The sequence below is a fragment of the Pseudomonas sp. R3.Fl genome, assembly GCF_023516765.1.
In the GTDB taxonomy this organism is placed as follows: domain Bacteria; phylum Pseudomonadota; class Gammaproteobacteria; order Pseudomonadales; family Pseudomonadaceae; genus Pseudomonas; species Pseudomonas citronellolis.
Genome location: NZ_JAMGSO010000001.1, coordinates 2758845 through 2776602, shown reverse-complemented (window position 1 = coordinate 2776602; position 17758 = coordinate 2758845). Strand labels below are relative to the sequence as shown.

Here is a 17758-nt window from a genome sequence, read left to right as displayed (position 1 = left end):
GCAGGAGGAAACCGACATGCGAATCCGTGGAAGCATCGGCGACTGGCCGGTGGACCTGAGCCTGGAACTGGACGAGGAAGAGTGGCAGCGCCTGGGCGCGGCACTGCGCCATGCGCCCGCCGCACCTGTCGCCGCTCCGGTGGCGCCTGTGGATAACCAGCCGGTGGTGCCCAGCGGTACCGACCGCCTGTGGCAGGCGGCCCGCGACCTGTTGCGCCGGGCCGGCAACTGCGAAGGCCCGCAACTGCTCGACGAACTGGCCGCCCTGGCTGGCAGTGCCGGCGCGGCCAAGGGGTTGTTGGTGCGTTTGCGGCATAGTCCGGATGTGAGGATAGAGGTACGGGAGGGGACTCAGGTGTTTACCTGGGTGGGGGAGTAGGGGGCTTTTGGGCTTTTTGCTTTTCGTAGGAGCGAGCTTGCTCGCGAACAGAGTTTCCCGGCCATGCCGGTGCCAGGCATGAGAGCGCCCTCTCCCTAACCCTCTCCCTGAAGGGAGAGGGAACCGTTCGGAGCGCTTGGGTATTCCTGAGTTAGCCGGCTAGTCCGTTGGCTTCCAGCTGAAACCATCACCTCTCTCGGCACGGACAAGCCCCCTCTCCCTTCAGGGAGAGGGCTGGGGAGAGGGGACGGCGCCACACCCAGCACCAGAGCAGCCGGTTGGCACCGTTCGCGAGCAAGCTCGCTCCTACACGAAACGAACCCCGCCACTCAATACAGCAGATTGGCCAACTTCCGCCGATAGGCGATCACCAGCGGATGCTCATTGCCCAGCAGGTCGAACACCTGCACCAGCGTCTTGCGCGGCAGGTCCTCGGCGTAGCCGCGGTTGCGCTGGAACAGGCGCAGCAGGCCGTCCATCGCCGCTTCGTACTGCTGCCGGGCGAGTTGCTGCACGGCCAGTTGGTAGGCGGCCTCGTCGTCGCCGGCATCGGCCGCCAGGCGGGTTTTCAGGGTGGCGGCGTCGGGCAGGTCGGCGGCCTGGCGCAGGAAGGTCAGCTGGGCGCGGGCGGCGGCCAGGGCGGACTTGTGCTCGTCGCTCTTCACCGCGTCCAGCACCGTCTCGGCTTCGCCCAGCTCGCCGCGCTCGGCCAGGCAGCGGGCGTAGAGGATCAGCGCCGCGGCGTTGGTGTTGTCTTCGCCCAGCAGGGCCTTGAGCTGGGCCTCGGCCTCGGCGAAGCGGCCTTCGGCGAAGGCGGCTTCGGCGGCGTCCAGGGGGTTGCCGGCGGGGGCCGCCGGCGGCTGCACGTGCTGCTCCAGCATCTGCCGCACCGCCGATTCCGGTTGTGCGCCGGCGAAGCCGTCGACCGGCTGGCCGTCCTTGAACAGCACCACGGTGGGCAGGCTGCGGATGCCGAAGCGCATGACGATGTCCTGCTCGACGTCGCAATTGACCTTGGCCAGCAGCAGCTCGCCCTGGTAGGACTCGGCGACCTGCGCCAGCATCGGCATCAGCGCCTTGCAGGGCGCGCACCAGTCGGCCCAGAAGTCGACCAGCACCGGCTTGTGGAAGGAGTTCTGGATCACCAGCTGGTCGAAGTCGGCGCTGGTGACGTCGAAGATGTAGGGCGTGTCGCTCATGGGGGCTCTCGTCGGGCGAAAGGGGCGAAAGGATGCTGGTCACTATAAGTGGGGGCGCGGCGGACGGAAACAAGGCAATGCCGCACCGCGCCCTACGTCCCTGTAGGAGCGCGCCCTGCGCGCGAATCGCGGGCAGGGCCCGCTCCTACAGGGGGCGGCTGGCGTGGTAGAGGCTGACCTTGCGGAATTCGTGGGGCTCGGCCAGGTCCGGCCAGGTGCAGGCGTCGAGGATGTCCAGGCGCCGGTACAGCGGGTGCTGGAAGTCGCGTACCCGCGAGTCGGCCACCAGGGCCTCGCGGCCCTTGCCGAGGAAGGCGTTGAGCAGCGGCAGGTTGGCGCGGTCGTAGAGCACGTCGGCGACCAGGATCAGGTCGTAGCGGTCTTCTTCGCCGAAGAAATCTTCGGAATAGCTCAGCTGCACGCCGTTCAGCTCGGCATTGGCGCGGCTGGCGGCCAGGGCCAGCGGGTCGAGGTCGCAGGCCACCACTTCGGCGGCGCCGGCCTTGGCCGCGGCGATGGCGGCGATGCCGGAGCCGGCGCCGAAGTCCAGCACGCGCTTGCCGACCACCCACTGCGGGCGCTCGGCCAGCCAGCGCGCCAGGGCCAGGCCGCTGGCCCAGCAGAAGCACCAGTAGGGCGGTTCCTCGAGGATGCGGCGGGTCTCGTCGGGGCTGAACTGGCGGTCCATGTTCTGCGCATCGATCAGCCACAGCGCTATGTCGGTGCCGGGCAGGCGCTCGGCGCCCAGGCAGGCGTCGCCGAGCAGTTCGCCCAGGGCCTGTTGCAGGTCCTGCGGGGCCTTCACGGCGCCGGCTCCAGGCGCAGCTCGCCGAGGGCCTGGGACTGCCCAGGGGCGATGGTCAGCGGGCGCAGGCGCCAGGCCAGCTGGCCGTTCTGCGCCACCCGCGCATGCAGTTCGATGCGCCCGCCGCTGGGGAAGTCGCTGGGGTCGTAGCGCAGGCTGAAGGGCAGGGCGCCGCCGTTGCCCACCAGTACCAGGCTGGCCAGGGCGCGCTGCGGGCGGTCGCGTTCATCCATCAACAACAGGGCCAGTTCCACCTCGGCGCCATCGGGCAACGCGCCGCGGCTGCTGGTGAGCACCCCGGACAATTCGCGCTGGTTGGCCGGCAGGGGCGTCGCGGCGGCCTTGGCCGGGGCACTGGCGGCGGGAGGCTGCGGAGCGGGTTGCTTGCTCGAACAGGCGGCCAGCAGGGCCAGGGCGAGCAGGCAGAGAAGGCGGAGTGGCATGGGCGATTTCCCTCGCGGCGGTTTCCAGGGCGGCGCCTGTATAGCGTAAAGCGTGCGGCTTGTCTCGGGGAGCGCGGCGCCGGATGTTTCGTCGAACGGCCGGTCGAAGGGCCCCGGCGGATGGGGTACCATGGGCCACCATTTCGTAGGGCCATTCTCTGCCATGCATTGTCCCTTCTGCGGTGCCCACGACACCAAAGTCATCGATTCCCGCCTGGTCGCCGAGGGCGACCAGGTCCGCCGCCGCCGCGAGTGCCTGGCCTGCGGCGAGCGCTTCACCACCTTCGAGACCGCCGAGCTGGTCATGCCGCGGCTGATCAAGCAGGACGGCAGCCGCCAGCCGTTCGACGAGGACAAGCTGCGCGCCGGCATGCAGCGCGCGCTGGAGAAGCGCCCGGTCAGCGTCGAGCGCCTGGAAGAGGCCATCGCCCACATCAAGCACAAGCTGCGCGCCACCGGCGAGCGCGAGGTGAAGTCGCGGGTGCTCGGCGAGCTGGTGATGGCCGAGCTGCAGAAGCTCGACGAGGTGGCCTACATCCGCTTCGCCTCGGTGTACCGGCGCTTCCAGGACCTCAACGAGTTCCGCGAGGAGATCGAGCGCCTGGCCCGGGAGCCGTCCAAGGAATGAGCGCCGTCGACCAGGCCTACATGGCCCGCGCGCTGGAGCTGGCGCGCAAGGGGCTGTATTCCACCCACCCCAACCCCCGCGTCGGCTGCGTGGTGGTCAAGGACGGCGTGGTGATCGGCGAAGGCTGGCACGTCCGCGCCGGCGAGCCCCACGCCGAGGTCCACGCCCTGCGCCAGGCCGGCGACAACGCCCGCGGCGCCACCGCCTACGTCACCCTGGAGCCCTGCAGCCACTTCGGCCGCACCCCGCCCTGCGCCGATGCCCTGGTGAAGGCCGGCGTCGCCCGCGTGGTGGCGGCCATGCAGGACCCCAACCCGCAGGTCGCCGGGCAGGGGCTGCGGCGCCTGGCCGAGGCCGGCATCGAGGTGGCCTGCGGCGTGCTGGAGGCCGAGGCCCGGGAAATCAACGCCGGCTTCATCAAGCGCATGGAGACCGGCTTGCCGTTCGTCCGCGTCAAGCTGGCGATGAGCCTGGACGGGCGCACCGCCATGGCCAGCGGCGAGAGCCAGTGGATCACCGGCGCCGCTGCGCGTCGCGCCGTACAGCGCCTGCGGGCGCGCTCCAGCGTGGTGCTTTCCGGCGCCGATACCGTGCTGCTGGACGCTGCCCGCCTGACCGTGCGCCCCGACGAACTGGGCCTGGACGCCGAACAGACCGCCCTGGCCGCCGCGCGCCAGCCGCTGCGCGTGCTGGTGGACGGCCGCCTGCGGGTGCCGACCGACGCTGCTTTCTACCAGGCCGGCCCGGCGCTGGTGGCCAGCTGCGCCGAACGCGACGGTTTCGCTGTCGAGGGCCGCGAACTGCTGGTGCTGCCCGGCGCCGATGGCCACGTCGACCTGGCGAAGCTGCTCGCCGAACTGGGCGCGCGCGGCGCCAACGAGGTGCTGGTGGAAGCCGGCCCGCGCCTGGCCGGGGCCTTCGCCCGCCTGGGGCTGGTGGACGAGTACCGGATTTTCGTCGCGCCCAGGCTGCTGGGTTCCAGTGCCCGCCCGCTGCTGGAACTGCCGCTGGAGAAGATGGCCGAGGCGCGCGAGCTGAAGATCGTCGACATCCGCGCCGTGGGCGACGACTGGCTGGTCACGGCGCGGCCGGTCTGACGGAATTGTCTGCGCTACCCCCTGCGAATGCGCGGGGAGAGCAAACTGAACCTTCCGACTTGCGCCGGCCTGTGGTAAAACGCCACACGCGGCCAACGCTGTAACGGCCGCGATTGACGTTCTCAGGGCGGGGTGCAAGTCCCCACCGGCGGTGATGGCGCGCAACGCGTCGAGCCCGCGAGCGCTTGCCACGACCGGCCCACCGCCGCAGTGGCAAGGTCAGCAGACCCGGTGCGATCCCGGGGCCGACGGTAACAGTCCGGATGAAGAGAGAACGGGATGAACCTGCGCAAGGTGCGTCTGCACGCCTGCGCGTCGTGTCCCTTCGATCGGTATGCCCTGTTTTTCCCAAAACAGGAGTTCCAACACCATGCACCACCCCTTCGTTTCCACTGCGCTGGCTCGCGCCGGCCGGCACGCCTGCGCGCAACCGCATTGCGCCGTCCGGGAGGCCCCATGTTCACCGGCATAATCGAAGCCATCGGCAGCATCCGCTCGATCACCCCCAAGGGCGGTGACGTGCGCCTCTACGTGCAGACCGGCAAGCTCGACCTCGCCGATGTCAAGCTCGGCGACAGCATCGCCGTCAACGGCATCTGCCTGACCGCCGTGGAGTTGCCCGGCGACGGCTTCTGGGCCGACGTCAGCCGCGAGACCCTGGCGCGCACCGCCTTCGCCCAGCTCAAGGTCGGCAGCCGCGTCAACCTGGAGAAGGCCCTGACCCCCACCACCCGCCTGGGCGGCCACCTGGTCAGCGGCCACGTCGACGGCGTCGGCGAGATCGTCAAGCGCGAGGATAACGCCCGCGCCATCCAGTTCACCGTGCGCGCTCCGCGCGAGCTGGCCAAGTACATCGCGCTGAAAGGCTCGATCACCGTCGACGGCACCAGCCTCACGGTCAACGCGGTGAATGGCGCCGAGTTCGAGCTGACCATAGTCCCGCACACCTTGGGCGAGACCATCATGGGCGACTACCGCCCCGGTCTTCAGGTGAACCTGGAAGTGGACCTGCTGGCGCGCTACCTGGAGCGCCTGCTGCTCGGCGACAAGGCCGCCGAGCCCGCCGCCAGCGGCATCACCGAAGCATTCCTGGCCGAAAACGGCTTCATGAAGCATTGATAGGAGCTGCCCAGATGGCACTCAACAGCATCGAAGAACTGGTCGAAGACATCCGCCAAGGCAAGATGGTCATCCTCATGGATGACGAGGACCGCGAGAACGAAGGCGACCTGATCATGGCCGCCGAGCGCGTGCGCACCGAAGACATCAACTTCATGGCCAAGTACGCCCGCGGCCTGATCTGCATGCCGATGACCCGCGAGCGCTGCGAGCGCCTGGGCCTGTCGCTGATGGTGCAGCGCAACGGCTCGGGCTTCGGCACCAAGTTCACCGTTTCCATCGAGGCCGCCGAAGGCGTCACCACCGGTATCTCCGCCGCCGACCGCGCCCGCACCGTGCAGGCCGCCGCCGCGAAGGAAGCGGTGGCCGCCGACATCGTCAGCCCCGGCCACATCTTCCCGCTGATGGCCCAGCCCGGCGGCGTGCTGGCCCGCGCCGGCCACACCGAGGCGGCCTGCGACCTGGCGCGCATGGGCGGCTTCGAGGCGTCCGGGGTGATCTGCGAGATCATGAACGACGACGGCAGCATGGCCCGCCGCCCGGAACTGGAAGCCTTCGCCGAGCAGCACGGCATCAAGATCGGCACCATCGCCGACCTGATCCACTACCGGCTGATCCACGAGCGCACCGTCGAGCGCCTCGCCGAGCAGCCGCTGGACACCGAGCTGGGCCAGTTCAACCTGATCACCTACCGCGACTCGGTGGAGGGCGAGGTGCACCTGGCGCTGACCCTGGGCGAGATCTGCGCGGAAGAGCCGACCCTGGTGCGGGTGCACAACATGGACCCGCTGCGCGACCTGCTGATGGTCAACCAGGTCGGGCGCTGGAGCCTGCGCGCGGCCATGGCCAAGGTGGCCGAGGCCGGCAGCGGCGTGGTGCTGCTGCTGGGCCACCAGATCGGCGGCGAGGACCTGCTGGCCCACGTGCGCGAGATCGCCGCCAGCGCGCCGGCGCCCAAGCCCAGCACCACCTACAGCACCGTCGGCGCCGGTTCGCAGATCCTCCGCGACCTGGGCGTGCGCAAGATGCGCCTGATGTCGGCGCCGATGCGCTTCAACGCGATATCCGGTTTCGACCTGGAAGTTGTAGAATACCTGCCCGCCGAATGAACCCGCGCCGCCGTGCCCTGGCACGGCGGCGCCGTTCTTCTAGCCTAATTTCGCGGAGCGTCGCCGACGCTCCGGCTCTTTAACGAAACGAGACCTGCCCATGACCCTGAAGACCATCGAAGGTACCTTCATCGCCCCCAAAGGCCGCTTCGCCCTGGTGGTTGGCCGCTTCAACAGCTTCGTGGTGGAAAGCCTGGTGCAAGGCGCCATCGACGCGCTGGTGCGCCACGGCGTCGCCGAAGGCGACATCACCATCATCCGCGCCCCGGGCGCCTTCGAGATCCCCCTGGTAACCCAGAAAGTCGCCCAGCGCGGCGAGTTCGACGCCATCATCGCCCTCGGCGCGGTGATCCGCGGCGGCACCCCGCACTTCGAATACGTTGCCGGCGAGTGCACCAAGGGCCTGGCGCAGGTTTCCCTGCAGTTCGGCGTGCCGGTGGCCTTCGGCGTGCTGACCGTCGACTCCATCGAACAGGCCATCGAGCGCTCCGGCACCAAGGCCGGCAACAAGGGCGCCGAGGCCGCGCTGTCCGCCCTGGAAATGGTGAGCCTGCTGTCGCAGCTGGAGGCCAAGTGAGCAGCAACGACAACGGCGCTCCGTCCAAGCCGGCCAAGCCCAACAAGATCGCCATGCGCCGCAAGGCCCGCAGCCTCGCGGTGCAGGCCCTGTATTCCTGGCAGATGGCCGGCCAGCCGCTGAACGAGATCGAGGCGACCTTCCGCACCGACAACGACTTCAGCGACGTCGACGGCGCCTACTTCCACGAGATCCTCCACGGCGTGCCGCGCCTGAAGACCGAGCTGGACCAGGAATTCACCCCCTGCCTGGACCGCCCGCTGGAAGAGATCGACCCGGTCGAGCTGGCCATCCTGCGCCTGGCCACCTACGAGCTGCGCAACCGCCTGGACGTGCCCTACAAGGTGGTGATCAACGAAGGCATCGAGCTGGCCAAGACCTTCGGCGCCACCGACGGCCACAAGTTCGTCAACGGTGTGCTGGACAAGCTGGCGCCGCGTCTGCGCGCCGCCGAGCTGCGCGGCGCCAAGCGCTGAGTCCGCCGCAAGGCATGGGTGAGTTCGAACTGATCCGCCGCTATTTCGCCGCGGCCGCCTGTGCGGCCGCGGCCGATGGCGTGGCCCTGGGCATCGGCGACGACTGCGCCCTGCTGGCGCCGGCCGCCGGCCAGCAACTGGCGGTGTCCACCGACACCCTGGTGGCCGGCGTGCATTTCCCCGCGCTGTGCGATCCCTTCCTGCTCGGCCAGCGCGCCCTGGCGGTTTCCGCCAGCGACCTGGCGGCCATGGGCGCCGCGCCCCTGGCCTTCACCCTCGCCCTGAGCCTGCCCGAGGCCGACCCGGCCTGGCTGGAAGCCTTCGCCCAGGGCCTTAACCGCATGGCCGCGGCCTGCGGCCTGGCGCTGGTCGGCGGCGACACCACCCGCGGCCCGCTGAGCATGACCCTCACCGTATTCGGCCAGGTGCCCGTCGGCCAGGCGCTGACCCGCAGCGGCGCCCGCCCCGGCGACCTGCTCTGCGTCGGCGGCCCGGTCGGCGAGGCCGGCGGCGCCCTGGAGCTGGTGCTCGGCCGCCTTGCCGCCGAACCCGAAGTGGCCGAGCCGCTATTGGCGCGCTACTGGGCGCCGCAGCCGCAGCTGGCCCTCGGCCAGGCCCTGCGTGGCCGCGCCACGGCGGCGCTGGACGTGTCCGACGGCCTGCTCGCCGACTGCGGCCACATCGCCCGCGCCTCCGGCGTGGCCTTGATCATCGAAGCCGAACGCCTGCCGGCCAGTGCGCCGCTGGAAAGCCTGCTGGGCGCCGAGCGCGCGCTGCAGGCCAAGCTCGGCGCCGGCGACGACTACGTCATCGCCTTCACCCTGCCGCCCGCGCAGTTGCCGGCCCTGCAGGCGCAGTGGCCGCAGCTGGCGGCCATCGGCCGCGTCGAGGCCGGCAGCGGGGTGCGCGTGCTGGACGACGCAGGCCACGACATCACGCCGCGCCAGGGCGGCTACCTGCATTTCACGGAGTGACCGCAGTGCCCGAACATCCCGACCAAGCCCCCGCCCAGCCCGTGCCGCCGTCGGTCTGGCGCAACCCCTGGCATTTCCTGGCCTTCGGCTTCGGCTCCGGAACCCTGCCCAAGGCGCCGGGCACCTGGGGCTCGCTGGTGGCCATCCCCTTCGTCCCGCTGTGGCAGCTGCTGCCGGACTGGGGCTACTGGCTGATGCTGGGGCTGACCATGCTGTTCGGCTTCTGGTTGTGCGGCAAGGTCGCCGACGACCTGCGCGTGCACGACCACGAAGGCATCGTCTGGGACGAGATGGTCGGCATGTGGATCACCCTCTGGCTGGTGCCCGAGGGCTGGTGGTGGCTGCTGGTGGGCTTCCTGGTGTTCCGCTTCTTCGACATCCTCAAGCCCTGGCCGATCCGCTGGGTCGACCGCCACGTGCACGGCGGCGTTGGCATCATGCTCGACGACGTCCTCGCCGGGGTCTTCGCCTGGCTGGCCATGCAGGGCTTGGTCTGGGCCTGGGCCGCCTGGCTGCTCTGACAACAGCCGACTTCATCACTGACGGCGCAGCGGCGCCGGTGTAACGTGGCGCCATCCTCGCGCCAGCCGACAAGGAGCCCCACCATGCTGCGCCTGCTGCCTGCCCTGAGCCTCGCCCTTGCCGCCAGCGCGGCCCTCGCCGCCCCGCAGGTGTGGGTGGTGGGGCTGTTCCCCAACGCCGCGGTGGTCAACATCGACGGCCAGCGCAAGTTCCTCCGCGTGGGCGAGACCGGGCCGCAGGGCGTGCAGGTGGTCAGCGCCGACGCGCACAAGGCGGTGCTGCGCGTCGAGGGCGTGGAACGCACCTACGAACTGAGCCGCGAATACAACGCCAGCGGCTACTCGGCCCCGGCGCCGGTACAGGAAATGAGCATCGCCCGCGGCACCGGCGGGCATTACTGGGTGTCCGGCTCGATCAACGGCCAGAACGCCCAGTTCCTGGTCGACACCGGCGCCACCACGGTGGCGATGAACGAAGCCCAGGCGCGGCGCCTGGGCATCGACTACCGGGTGGTCGGCAAGCCCATGGTCGCCTCCACCGCCAGCGGCACCGTCAAGGGCTGGCGCATCAGCCTGAACAGCGTGAAGCTCGGCGGCATCGAGGTGCTGGGCGTGGACGCCAGCGTGCTGGAGGGTGAGTTCCCCACCGAGATCCTGCTGGGCATGAGCTTCCTCAACCGCGTCGGTTGGCGGGAGGAGCAGGGGATGATGTACATCCAGTCCAAGCACTAAGAGCCTGATCCATCGATGGCTTCGATAGCCAACTTGCGGATTTCGCAATGACGGCGGCCCCGGCACTGCTGTTACAATGCCGGCTCCTTACTACTGTCTGACTTTCAGGAGTTTCCGGTGTCCGTCGTGTTCGTCGCCGCCTCCAAGCTGCCCACTCCCTTCGGCGAATTCACCATGCATGGCTTCCTCGACGAGGAAACCGGCAAGGAACATGTCGCCCTGACCATGGGCAAGATCGACGACGGCCAGCCGGTGCTCGGTCGCCTGCATTCTGAATGCCTGACGGGCGATGCCCTGTTCAGCCTGCGCTGCGACTGCGGCTTCCAGCTCGAAGGCGCGCTCTCGGCCATCGCCCGCGAAGGTCGCGGCGTGCTGCTGTACCTGCGCCAGGAAGGCCGTGGCATCGGCCTGCTGAACAAGATCCGCGCCTACGCCCTGCAGGACGAAGGCGCGGACACGGTCGAAGCCAACCTCAAGCTGGGCTTCGGCGCCGACCAGCGCGACTACGCCATGTGCCTGCCGATGCTGCAGCACCTGGGCGTCTGCTCGCTGAAGCTGATGACCAACAACCCGCGCAAGGTGAAGGCGCTGGAGGGCTACGGCCTCACAGTGGCCGAGCGCGTGCCCCTGCAGAAGGGCCTGAACCCGTACAACAAGCGCTACCTGGCGACCAAGGCCGGCAAGCTCGGGCACATGCTCGGCGAGCTGCACCAGGGCGAGGCGGAGATCGAGGCGCAGTGAACCGCGCCGCCGAGTTCGGCCGCCTGGGGCGTCTGTGGTGGCTGCACCTGGCCCTGGCTCTCGGGCCGCTGCTGGCGCTGCTGCTGTGGGGCTTCGAGATCGACGCCCTGGCCGTGCTGGCCACCCCGCTGTACGTCGCCGCGCTGGTCTCGATGTACTTCACCCTGCCGCTGTTCCGCCGCTACAAGCTCGCCCTGATCGACGCCGGCAAGGCCCGTGACACGGCCGAAGAGCCCGTCGCCTGGGCGGAGCTGGCGCGCACCTGGCGCAACGGCGTCCTCGGCGCCAGCCTGCCGGCCTGGATCGGCGTGCTGGCGTGTTTCACCGACCTGTCCGGCGTGGCGCTGATCCTCCTCGGGCTGACCAGCCTGCTGATCCTCTGGCTGTACCGCCTGCCGCGCCAGTTGCTCTGATGCGCCTGCTCGCCGCCGTCCTGCTGCTATCGCTAGGCCTGCCGGCACTGGCGGCGCAGCGGGTGGTGAGCCTGTCGCCCTCGATGACCGACAGCGTCCTGGAACTGGGCGCCGGCGCGCGCCTGGTGGGTGTGCTCGATGGCGACGAACGCCCGGCGCAACTGGCGGCGCTGCCATCGCTGGGGCGCTACGGGCAGCTGAACCTGGAACGCCTGCTGAGCCTGCGGCCGGACCTGGTGCTGGTCTGGCCCGGCAGCATTCCCGATGCGCAGATGGCGCGGCTGAAGGGCCTGGGCCTGAAGCTCTACATCGCCGAGCCGCACCGGTTGGAAGATATCCCCAGGCAGTTGGAAGAGCTGGGTGCGCTGCTCGACGCCCAGGACAAGGCCGCGGCCCTGGCCGCCAGCTTCCGCCAGCGCATCGCCGAACTACGCCAGCAGTACGCCCGCGAGCACCCGCTGCGGCTGTTCTACCAGGTATGGAACCGCCCGCTGTACACCCTGGGCGGACGCCAGGTGGTCAGCGATGCCCTGCAGGTGTGCGGCGCGCGCAATCTGTTCGACGACCTGCAGCTGCCGGCGCCGCAGGTGGGCATGGAAGCGGTGCTGGCCCGCGATCCGCAAGTGATACTGGCGCCCAACGCCGAACAGGCGGCGGAATGGCGGGCCATGAAACAACTGAGCGCGACCCGCCTGAACCAGCTGTGGGTACTGCCCGACCGCAACCTGGAGCGGCCGAGCTACGCCATGCTGGCCGCCACCGAAAAACTCTGCCGCCTGCTCGCCAAGGCCGAGCCGTAGGGCGGATAACCGTTCGCGGTTATCCGCCGGCCGGGATGCCGTACCCCCCCATAACCTGTAGGAGCGGGCCCTGCCCGCGAATCGCGCGCAGGGCGCGCTCCTACATGGGAATGGCGCGGGTGGGCGCGTAGGCGCAACTGTCTTGCAGACCGCACCGGGGTGCTCTTCGTAGGAGCGAGCTTGCTCGCGAACAGACTCCGCTGCGGGGCTCATTCGCGAGCAAGCTCGCTCCTACGAAAAGCCGTGCTCGCCTGCAGCGTAGGACCTCATTCGCGAATTGCGTCGGTATGTCCGGCTCTTACGGGAGAGAAGCACCGTACCTCCCACCGCTCAGAACCCCTCCAGCACGATCTTGCCCTTGGCCTTGCCGCTCTCCAGCAGCGCGTGGGCGCGGCGCAGGTTGGCGGCGTCGATGCGGCCGAAGTGCTCGCCCAGGGTGGTGCGCAGCACGCCCTGGTCGACCAGGCTCGACACGCGCTGCAGCAGGCGGTGCTGCTCGATCATGTCGTCGGTCTGGAACATCGAGCGGGTGTACATGAACTCCCAGTGCAGCGACAGGCTCTTCTGCTTGAGCAGGCTCACGTTCAGGTTCGCCGGGTCGTCGATCAGGCCCAGTCGGCCCTGCGGGCGCAGGCTGGCGACTATCTGCTGCAGGTGCCCGTCGGTGTGCGTCAGGCTGGCCACGTGGCTCACCTGGCCGATGCCGATGCGCTGCAGTTCCTCGCTCAGCGGCTTGCCGTGGTCGATGACGTGGTGGGCGCCGAGGTCGCGGACCCATTCCTGGGTTTCCGCCCGCGAGGCCGTGCCGATCACGGTCACGCCGGTCAGGTGCCGGGCCAGTTGGGTGAGGATGGAGCCCACGCCGCCGGCGGCGCCGACGATCAGCAGGCTCTGCCCGGCGCTGCCCGGACCCTCGGCGATCTGCAGGCGCTCGAACAGCAGCTCCCAGGCGGTGATGCTGGTCAGCGGCAGGGCCGCGGCCTGGGCGAAGTCGAGGCTGGCCGGCTTGGCGCCGACGATGCGCTCGTCCACCAGCTGCAGTTCGGCGTTGCTGCCCGGGCGCGTCAGGTCGCCGGCGTAGAACACCTCGTCGCCCGGGCGGAACAGGCTGACCTCGCTGCCCACTGCGCGGACCACGCCGGCGGCGTCCCAACCCAGCACCTTGTATTCGCCGGCCGCAGGCTCCGCGCGCTGGCGCACCTTGGTGTCCACCGGGTTGACGGAAATGGCGCGGACCTCCACCAGCAGGTCGCGCGGGCCGGGCGTCGGCTCCGGCAGCTGGATGTCGAGCAGGGCGTCGTCGGCGTCGATCGGGCGGCTGTGGGTGTAACCGATGGCTTTCATGGCGGCTCCTCAGTCGATGCGGTTCATCAGGCGGATGTCGAGCTCGGCCAGGTCGTCCCGGCTGGCGGCGACGAAGGCCTGGAAGTGCTCGCTGGCCTCGTGCTCGGCGAGGGCGGCCTCGTCGCGCCATTGCTCGATCATGTAGATCAGGTCGGCGTCCTTGCGGTCGCGGTGCAGGTCGTACTGGATGCAGCCGGGCTCGGCCCGCGAGGGCACGCGCAGCTCGGCCAGGCGGGCCTGCAGGGCGTCGGCGCGGCCGGGCTTGGCGCGGATGATGGCGATCAGGGTGAGGGGGCTGCTCATCGGGACTCTTCCTTGCGGCAGTGGGGGATGGGCGCATCCTCCGCTCTTTCGTTGTGAAGAAAAACCGCGTAGGAAGAAAGTCTCTTTCAAAGGAAAATTGAAAATGCTGCGTTTCGACGACCTCCAGCTGTTCGTCCGCACCGCCGAGCGCGGCAGCCTGTCCGCCGCGGCCCGCGAACTGGAGGTGTCGCCGGCGGTGGCCAGCGCCGCGCTCAAGCGCCTGGAGGGCGCCCTGCAGGCGCGCCTGTTCGCCCGTTCCACCCGCAGCCTGCGGCTGACCGCCGAGGGCGAGCTGTTCCTGGCCCATGCGCGGGCCTCGCTGCAGAGCCTGGAGGAGGGCCGCCAGCTGCTGGCCGGCGGGCGCAGCGAGATCGCCGGGCCGTTGCAGGTCTCGGCGCCCTCGGACCTGGGGCGCAACGTGCTGTTGCCCTGGCTCGACGAGTTCCAGGCGCAGCACCCGCGGCTGGTTTTGCGCCTGCTGCTCAGCGACCGCCAGGCCGACCTCTACCGCCAGCCGGTGGACGTGGCCATCCGCCTCGGCCAGCCGCCGGACTCCAGCCTGGTGGCGCTGCCCCTGGCGGCGGACAACCGCCGCGTGCTGTGCGGCGCGCCGGCCTACTTCGCCCAGCATGGCCGGCCGCAGCGGCCGCAGGACCTGGCCCGGCACAACTGCCTGCTGTACATGCTCGGCGGCCGTGTGCACGAGCGCTGGCGCTTCGGCGACGAGACGGTCGAGGTGGACGGCGACCGCGTCAGCGACGACGCCGACGTGGTGCGGCGCTGGGCGGTGGCCGGGCGCGGGCTGGTCTACAAGTCCTGGCTGGACGTGGCCGCCGACGTGCGCGCCGGGCGCCTGGAAGTGGCCCTGGCCGACCAGCGGGGCGAGGCGGCGCCGCTGAACCTGTTCTGCACCCACCGCGCGCAGCTGAGCCCGCCGGTGACCCTGCTGCGCGAGTTCGTCCAGCAGCGCTGCGCCGAGCATCTGCGCGGCGCGCCCTGGCGCTGAGCCTCAGAGCGGGGTGTAGCGTGCCACGGCGTGGCTGAGGTCCCAGCCGACCGAGACCGAGAACACCAGCAGCAGGGTCGGCACCAGGCACCACCAGATGCGCCTGGGCAGGGCCGGCAGTGGCTGGCGCAGCTGGCTGGCCCAGAGCGCGGCGGCGCAGACGGCGGCGGCGAGCAGGGCACCGGCGATCACGTCGCTGGGCCAGTGCGCGCCCAGGTACAGGCGCGAGCCGGCGATCCAGGCGGCCGGCAGCATGGCCAGCAGCAGCCAGGTCAGGCGCACCCGCGGCGAGCCCTCGCGGCTGGCCAGCACGCCGAGCACCAGGAAGCAGGCGAAGGACGCCGAGCTGTGCCCGCTGGGCATGCTGAAGGCGCTCAGCGGGTCGGCGATCACCTCCGGGCGGGCGCGGCCGAAGAAGTGCTTGAGGGTGGTGTTGAGCAGTGCCGTGGCGAGCAGGGTGCCGCCGGCGAACAGCGCATGGCGCCATTTGCCCAGGCCCAGCAGCAGGCCGCTGACGACGATGCCGACGATCACCTGGGTGCGGAAGTCGCCCAGGCGCGTCACCGCCACCATGATGTGGTTCAGCAGCGGGCTGCGTTCCTCCTGGATCAGCGTCATCAGGCCGTGGTCGAGGGCGTCCAGGTGCGGCCAGCCGATCAGGATGCCCAGCAGCAGGGCGGCGCTCAGCCCGGCGGCGATCAGTGCGGTGCCGTGGCGCCGCTTCAGGCAGGCATGGATCAAGGCGCCGCCGAGCACGGCCAGGCCGCCGGCGACCACCGCCATCTCCGGCCAGAAGCCTTCCGGCAGTGGCAGGCGCAGGGCCGCGCCGGTGGTCCAGCCGGGCAGCAGGTAGGCCACCGACCAGCCGGCGGCGGCCAGGATGGAGACCGCCAGGAAGCGCCCGAAGGGCATGTCGAGCATGCCCGCCACCAGCGGCAGGAACGGCCGCAGGGCGCCGATGAAGCGGCCCACCAGCAGGCTGGTGACGCCGTAGCGGGCGACGAAGCCTTCGGCGCCGGCCAGCCATTCCGGATGGTGGCGCAGCAGCGGCAGGCGGCGGATGTCCTGGTGGAAGCGGCGGCCGAGGAAGTACGAGCAGAGGTCGCCCAGCAGGCCGCCGGCGAAGGCCAGCAGCAGCGTCTGCCCCAGGCCCAGGGCGCCGCCGCCGGCCAGCACGGCCACGGCGAAGAGCATCACCACGCCGGGCAGCACCAGGCCGACCACCGCCGCGCATTCGAGAAAGGCGATGAGGAAGACCACCAGCCCCAGCCACTGCGGGTGGCCGGCGATCCATTGGTTGAACAGGTCCAGGCTCATGTGCGGTGCGCTTCCGAGCTGTCCAGCAGGTAGTAGTCGCGGCCTTCGACCTGGCCGCGGCGCAGCGGGTTTCGCGTGCAGAAGGGCGCGAAGGCGGCGTCGACGAAGCGGTACATCAGGTGCTCATCGCGGCCGTGGGGGATGCCCAGGCGGGTGGTTTGGATGACCTGGGCCGGGGTGTCGCCGACGTCGTCGACGAACAGCCGCTGCACGTCGAACTGTTTGGCGTCCCAGTCCGGCACCTTGAGGCCCATGGCCTTGCACAGCAGGGTCTGGCCGGCGCAGAGCTTGCCCAGCGGGCGCTCGCTGCCATCGGCGGCGGGGTTGAGCTGGCGCATGCGGGCCAGGGCCTCGTCGCCGCTGACGCGATCCATCCAGGGGTGCCCGGACTTCATCAGCACGGCGTTGCCGGCGCCACCGGCGCTGAAGTTCAGCGAGTCGCCGCCACGCGCGTAGTACATGTAGATGTGCCCGCCGTCGAGGAACAGCGCCTTGCGCTTCTCGGTGTAGCCGAGCGAGGCGTGGCTGCCTTTCTCGGCCAGGTAATAGGCTTCGGTCTCGATGATCCGCGCGGACAGCCAGAGCTCGCCGACGCGGTGACGGATCACCTTGCCCAGCAGCTGGCGCGCCACCAGCAGGGCGTCGCGGTCGAAGAAGGAATGGGGCAGCGGCCGCGCTTCGGGCCAGGGCAAACCAAGGATGGGATCGGCAGGCATGGGATTGTCGTGGGTACCAGGGCGCTCTTAGGCTGGCGGATGATAACAACAAGAGACTGAATCATGGCTGAACGCATCCGCGCCGACAGCGCGCACATCACCCCCAGTGCGCACTACACCGGCTATGTCTGGTTCCGCCACAAGCTCGCCGAGCCGGCCTTCGCCACCGCCTTCGGGCGCTGGGTGCACGGCTGCGTGGCGCCGATCGCCTGGGGCGCGCGCCTGGGCTTCGGGCTGAACATCGAGGACTTCCTGCTGCAGCGCCACCTGCTGATAGACGCGCGCCTGCGTCAGGCCATCGAGCAGCGCGGCGTCACCCAGGTGGTGGAAATCGCCTGCGGCCTGTCGCCGCGCGGCAGGCGCTTCCGTCTGCGTTATCCACAGCTGGACTACCTGGAGGCGGACCTGCCGCCCATGGCCGCGCGCAAGTCGGCTCTGCTGCAAGGGCAGGGCTGGCTGGACGAAAGGCACCGGGTGCACCCCGTGGACATTCTCGCCGAGCAAGGCCCGCACACCCTGGCTGCGCTCTTCGCCCAGCTCGACCGCCAGCGCCCGGTGGTGGTGATCACCGAGGGCCTGGTGAACTACTTCCAGCGCCCGCTGATCGAGGGTTTCTGGACGCGCCTGGCGGCGGTCCTGGCCGACTTCCCGGCGGCCACCTACCTCACCGAACTCTACCCGGACCTGCGCGAACATCCGCGCTATCGGCAGATCCGCTGGGGCGTCGGCCTGATCGGCCGGCTCACCCGCGGCGGCTACCCGCTGCACTACCGCAGCGAGGCGGAAATAGCCGCGGCCTTCCGCGGCTGCGGCTTCGCCGGCGTGGAAGTGCTCGACCCGCAGGTGCACGGCGCCGAGTTGTGCCTGCCGCGCGGGCGCATGCCGAGCCTGGTGCGGGTGATAGAAGCCCGCATTTGAATTTGGACGAAACAGGAGAGGAACTGTCGCTATCCTGGGGCATGGATATGATTTGAAGGGATTTCCTACAAATTAAATCCGTCGTTCGCTTTGATATTTGCGACTCATGTATAGGGTTGTGTTCTGTTCTTTATTTTTCTT

The 17758-nt window shown here is 69.9% G+C and carries 22 protein-coding genes and 1 riboswitch; of the genes, 15 read left to right on the top strand and 7 right to left on the bottom strand.

Features of this window, described 5'->3' with window-relative positions:
- Window positions 1-16: 16 nt before the first annotated feature.
- Window positions 17-379, top strand: a complete 363-nt coding sequence (locus tag M8R19_RS12075) for a hypothetical protein (protein ID WP_249917909.1) — start codon at window positions 17-19, stop codon at window positions 377-379.
- A 329-nt stretch (window positions 380-708) separates the two neighbouring features.
- Here M8R19_RS12075 and trxA read toward each other — a convergent pair whose 3' ends face one another.
- The 3 genes from trxA to M8R19_RS12060 form a co-directional block, all read right to left on the bottom strand.
- A complete protein-coding gene (gene trxA, locus M8R19_RS12070; protein ID WP_116422789.1) occupies window positions 709-1578 on the bottom strand; it encodes a thioredoxin in 870 nt (289 codons plus the stop codon).
- Window positions 1579-1723: 145 nt separating this feature from the next.
- Entirely contained in the window at window positions 1724-2383 is a 660-nt protein-coding gene (locus M8R19_RS12065; RefSeq protein ID WP_249917908.1) for a class I SAM-dependent methyltransferase, read from the bottom strand.
- Window positions 2380-2826 carry a YbaY family lipoprotein gene (locus M8R19_RS12060; RefSeq protein WP_116422787.1) on the bottom strand — a complete coding sequence of 149 codons (447 nt, stop codon included), beginning with the start codon at window positions 2824-2826 and terminating at the stop codon, window positions 2380-2382. Before M8R19_RS12060 ends, M8R19_RS12065 begins: the two co-directional genes overlap by 4 nt.
- A 163-nt stretch (window positions 2827-2989) precedes the next feature.
- Here M8R19_RS12060 and nrdR point away from each other — a divergent pair, with 163 nt between their 5' ends.
- The 12 genes from nrdR to M8R19_RS12000 all read left to right on the top strand — a co-directional run bounded on the left by nrdR (window position 2990) and on the right by M8R19_RS12000 (window position 12013).
- Window positions 2990-3454, top strand: coding sequence for a transcriptional regulator NrdR (gene nrdR / locus M8R19_RS12055; protein ID WP_024128042.1), 465 nt, complete (start codon window positions 2990-2992; stop codon window positions 3452-3454).
- Window positions 3451-4551 (top strand): bifunctional diaminohydroxyphosphoribosylaminopyrimidine deaminase/5-amino-6-(5-phosphoribosylamino)uracil reductase RibD, encoded by a 1101-nt coding sequence (ribD, locus tag M8R19_RS12050; RefSeq protein ID WP_249917907.1) that lies wholly within the window; start codon window positions 3451-3453, stop codon window positions 4549-4551. The genes nrdR and ribD overlap by 4 nt, the downstream gene beginning before the upstream one ends.
- Window positions 4552-4665: 114 nt before the next feature.
- Window positions 4666-4831: riboswitch (FMN riboswitch) on the top strand.
- 176 nt (window positions 4832-5007) lie between these two features.
- Window positions 5008-5670 (top strand): riboflavin synthase, encoded by a 663-nt coding sequence (locus tag M8R19_RS12045; RefSeq protein ID WP_061560627.1) that lies wholly within the window; start codon window positions 5008-5010, stop codon window positions 5668-5670.
- Window positions 5671-5684: 14 nt separating this feature from the next.
- Window positions 5685-6779 carry a bifunctional 3,4-dihydroxy-2-butanone-4-phosphate synthase/GTP cyclohydrolase II gene (ribBA, locus tag M8R19_RS12040; protein ID WP_249917906.1) on the top strand — a complete coding sequence of 365 codons (1095 nt, stop codon included), beginning with the start codon at window positions 5685-5687 and terminating at the stop codon, window positions 6777-6779.
- Between the two features lie 100 nt (window positions 6780-6879).
- A complete protein-coding gene (gene ribH, locus M8R19_RS12035) occupies window positions 6880-7356 on the top strand; it encodes a 6,7-dimethyl-8-ribityllumazine synthase (protein WP_043273459.1) in 477 nt (158 codons plus the stop codon).
- Window positions 7353-7832 carry a transcription antitermination factor NusB gene (gene nusB, locus M8R19_RS12030; RefSeq protein WP_043273460.1) on the top strand — a complete coding sequence of 160 codons (480 nt, stop codon included), beginning with the start codon at window positions 7353-7355 and terminating at the stop codon, window positions 7830-7832. Before ribH ends, nusB begins: the two co-directional genes overlap by 4 nt.
- A gap of 14 nt (window positions 7833-7846) precedes the next feature.
- Window positions 7847-8806 (top strand): thiamine-phosphate kinase, encoded by a 960-nt coding sequence (gene thiL, locus M8R19_RS12025; protein ID WP_249917905.1) that lies wholly within the window; start codon window positions 7847-7849, stop codon window positions 8804-8806.
- A 5-nt stretch (window positions 8807-8811) separates the two neighbouring features.
- Complete coding sequence (locus tag M8R19_RS12020) at window positions 8812-9327, top strand: phosphatidylglycerophosphatase A family protein (RefSeq protein ID WP_074982003.1); 516 nt, start codon at window positions 8812-8814, stop codon at window positions 9325-9327.
- Between the two features lie 84 nt (window positions 9328-9411).
- The gene (locus tag M8R19_RS12015; protein ID WP_009617275.1) at window positions 9412-10059 is read left to right on the top strand and encodes a retropepsin-like aspartic protease family protein; all 648 of its coding nucleotides are present in this window, start codon (window positions 9412-9414) and stop codon (window positions 10057-10059) included.
- A 117-nt stretch (window positions 10060-10176) separates the two neighbouring features.
- Window positions 10177-10800, top strand: coding sequence for a GTP cyclohydrolase II (ribA, locus tag M8R19_RS12010; RefSeq protein ID WP_249917904.1), 624 nt, complete (start codon window positions 10177-10179; stop codon window positions 10798-10800).
- Window positions 10797-11213, top strand: a complete 417-nt coding sequence (locus M8R19_RS12005; protein WP_074981996.1) for an MFS transporter — start codon at window positions 10797-10799, stop codon at window positions 11211-11213. The genes ribA and M8R19_RS12005 overlap by 4 nt, the downstream gene beginning before the upstream one ends.
- A complete protein-coding gene (locus M8R19_RS12000; RefSeq protein WP_116422782.1) occupies window positions 11213-12013 on the top strand; it encodes a cobalamin-binding protein in 801 nt (266 codons plus the stop codon). The genes M8R19_RS12005 and M8R19_RS12000 overlap by 1 nt, the downstream gene beginning before the upstream one ends.
- A 330-nt stretch (window positions 12014-12343) precedes the next feature.
- On the opposite strand, the gene M8R19_RS11995 is transcribed toward M8R19_RS12000, so the two are convergent.
- Both M8R19_RS11995 and M8R19_RS11990 read right to left on the bottom strand, forming a co-directional pair.
- The gene (locus M8R19_RS11995) at window positions 12344-13357 is read right to left on the bottom strand and encodes a zinc-binding alcohol dehydrogenase family protein (protein WP_249917903.1); all 1014 of its coding nucleotides are present in this window, start codon (window positions 13355-13357) and stop codon (window positions 12344-12346) included.
- 9 nt (window positions 13358-13366) lie between these two features.
- Window positions 13367-13660 (bottom strand): putative quinol monooxygenase, encoded by a 294-nt coding sequence (locus M8R19_RS11990; protein ID WP_064581873.1) that lies wholly within the window; start codon window positions 13658-13660, stop codon window positions 13367-13369.
- Window positions 13661-13763: 103 nt separating this feature from the next.
- On the opposite strand from M8R19_RS11990, the gene M8R19_RS11985 reads away from it, so the two are divergent.
- Complete coding sequence (locus M8R19_RS11985; RefSeq protein WP_249917902.1) at window positions 13764-14666, top strand: LysR family transcriptional regulator; 903 nt, start codon at window positions 13764-13766, stop codon at window positions 14664-14666.
- A 3-nt stretch (window positions 14667-14669) separates the two neighbouring features.
- Here the strand turns inward: M8R19_RS11985 and M8R19_RS11980 are convergent, their stop codons facing one another.
- Together M8R19_RS11980 and M8R19_RS11975 are read right to left on the bottom strand one after the other, a co-directional pair.
- Window positions 14670-15983: a bifunctional DedA family/phosphatase PAP2 family protein gene (locus M8R19_RS11980; protein WP_249917901.1), complete on the bottom strand. Its 1314-nt coding sequence runs from the start codon at window positions 15981-15983 to the stop codon at window positions 14670-14672.
- Window positions 15980-16699 carry a DNA-3-methyladenine glycosylase gene (locus tag M8R19_RS11975; RefSeq protein ID WP_249917900.1) on the bottom strand — a complete coding sequence of 240 codons (720 nt, stop codon included), beginning with the start codon at window positions 16697-16699 and terminating at the stop codon, window positions 15980-15982. Before M8R19_RS11975 ends, M8R19_RS11980 begins: the two co-directional genes overlap by 4 nt.
- Before the next feature lie 63 nt (window positions 16700-16762).
- On the opposite strand from M8R19_RS11975, the gene M8R19_RS11970 reads away from it, so the two are divergent.
- On the top strand, window positions 16763-17617 hold the full coding sequence (locus M8R19_RS11970; RefSeq protein ID WP_249917899.1) for a class I SAM-dependent methyltransferase: 855 nt from the start codon (window positions 16763-16765) through the stop codon (window positions 17615-17617).
- Window positions 17618-17758 lie beyond the last annotated feature (141 nt).